Origin of the sequence: Pelomonas sp. KK5, from assembly GCF_001984095.1 — a bacterium.
In the GTDB taxonomy this organism is placed as follows: domain Bacteria; phylum Pseudomonadota; class Gammaproteobacteria; order Burkholderiales; family Burkholderiaceae_C; genus KK5.
In genome coordinates this window covers 1-1,805 of record NZ_LYVQ01000452.1, presented here as the reverse complement: position 1 = coordinate 1,805, position 1,805 = coordinate 1, and the positions used below count along the sequence as shown (strand labels likewise).

The following is a 1,805-nucleotide window of genomic DNA, read 5'->3' as shown; positions in this document are numbered from 1 at the left end:
GAGGATGGAGCCCGGCTGGCCGCCGCCGCTGGCGTTGCCGGCGCGGGGCACGGCGTCGTCGAAGCTGCCGTCCGGGTATTGCGGGTACTCGTGCAGCGTGCCGGTGCGCTCCAGTCGCTGCTGGTCGCGCAGCTTGACGCGGCACAGGTTCAGCACCGCGTCCTGCATCGGCGCCAGCACCTTCTGGCCGCGGCCGCTGTGGGTGCGCTGGTAGAGCGCGGTGACGATGCCCAGGGCCAGGTGCAGGCCGGTGCCGCTGTCACCGATCTGGGCGCCGGTGACCATCGGCGGACCGTCGTCGAAGCCGGTCGTCGAGGCGCTGCCGCCGGCGCACTGCGCCACGTTCTCGTAGACCTTGCAGTCCTCGTACTTGCCCGGGCCGAAGCCCTTGACCGAGGCGACGATCATCTTCGGGTTGAGCTTCTGGATGTGTTCCCAGGTGATGCCCATCCGGTCCAGCGCGCCGGGGGCGAAGTTCTCGACCAGCACGTCGCAGGTCTTGATCAGCTCGTCCAGCACCTGCTTGCCCTTGGGCTTCTTGGTGTCCAGCGTGATCGAGCGCTTGTTGTGGTTCAGCATCGTGAAGTAGAGGCTGTCCGCACCAGGGATGTCCCGCAGCTGGGCGCGGGTGGCATCGCCCTCCCCGGCCCGCTCGACCTTGATCACGTCGGCCCCGAACCAGGCCAGCAGCTGCGTGCAGGTCGGGCCCGATTGGACATGGGTGAAGTCGAGGACGCGCACGCCCTCCAGTGCCTTGCTACTCACGATGCCACCTTTGCTTCGAGTTCCGTCAATCGTTTGCGCAGTTCGCGCATCTCGGCGAACCGGGCGGTCTCGTCGCGAACGATCGCGACGATGCCGCTCACCTTGCCATCGCCATCCTGCAGCAGCGAGACGGTGAAGGCGATCGAGAGGGTCTTGCCCGGCTCCTTGTGCAGGGCGGGCACGCGCAGCAGGTCTGCGCCGTATTTGGTGACGGCCGTCGCCATGGTGTGGGCGTAGCCTTCCCAGTGGCGGCCGCGTTGGCGCTCCGGGATGATGATGTCGAGATTCTGCCCGAGCGCCTCCTCGGCGGTGAAGCCGAAGATGCGCTCGCAGGCCGCGTTCCAGAGCACGATCGCTCCGGCCGCATTGCAGACCATGATCCCGTCGCCGGCTCCGGCGACGAGCTGTTTCAGGTCGATATCCACTTGCTGTTGTCTCCTCGTTGGTCTCCCGGCTGTTCTGGGCCGAGCGCCGGGCCGCCCCAAGCCGGCCCTCCTGGCAAGGCCTGCGGCTCGATGCCGCTGGTCTTGCCGTCCCCTCGGGGGACCGACCAGGCCCGCCCGCGTTCAGCGGGGCGGGACTGGGCGAGGGGTCAACAGCTCAGACCGCCTTCAGTGCGTGCAGGGTCGCGATGTTGTCAGCGTTGTACCCCAGTTCGGACAGCACCTCGTCGGTGTGTTCCCCGAGCAGCGGCGAGGCCTTGACCTCGACCTTCATGTCGGAGAACTTGATCGGGCTGCCGACCGTCAGGTACTTGCCGCGGGCCTTGTGGTCCACCTCGACGATGGTGCCGCTGGCGCGCAGCGACGGATCGTTGGCGATCTCCTTCATCGAGTGCACCGGCGCGCAGGGGATGTCGAACTTGCGCAGGATGTCCACGGCCTCGAACTTGGTCTTGTCCTTCAGCCAGTCCTCGATCGTCGCGAAGATCTCGGTGATGTGCGGCTGGCGGGCCTTGGGTGTCATGTACAGCGGGTCGGTCTTCCACTCCGGCTTGCCCAGCGCGTCGCAGATCGGCGCCCAGGCCTGGCCCTGGATCG

The 1,805-nt window shown here is 67.5% G+C and carries 3 protein-coding genes; all 3 read right to left on the bottom strand.

Translation table 11 applies throughout. From position 1 onward, the window contains the following. Positions 1-765, bottom strand: a 765-nt coding sequence (locus B0W88_RS31575) for a formyl-CoA transferase (RefSeq protein WP_144007131.1), incomplete at its 3' end; no start/stop codon positions are given. Further along, entirely contained in the window at positions 762-1,190 is a 429-nt protein-coding gene (locus B0W88_RS31570; RefSeq protein WP_077038391.1) for a PAS domain-containing protein, read from the bottom strand. The genes B0W88_RS31570 and B0W88_RS31575, both read right to left, overlap by 4 nt. A 175-nt stretch (positions 1,191-1,365) precedes the next feature. Beyond that, a partial coding sequence (locus B0W88_RS31565) for a CoA transferase (RefSeq protein ID WP_198938004.1) occupies positions 1,366-1,805 on the bottom strand: 440 nt, incomplete at its 5' end.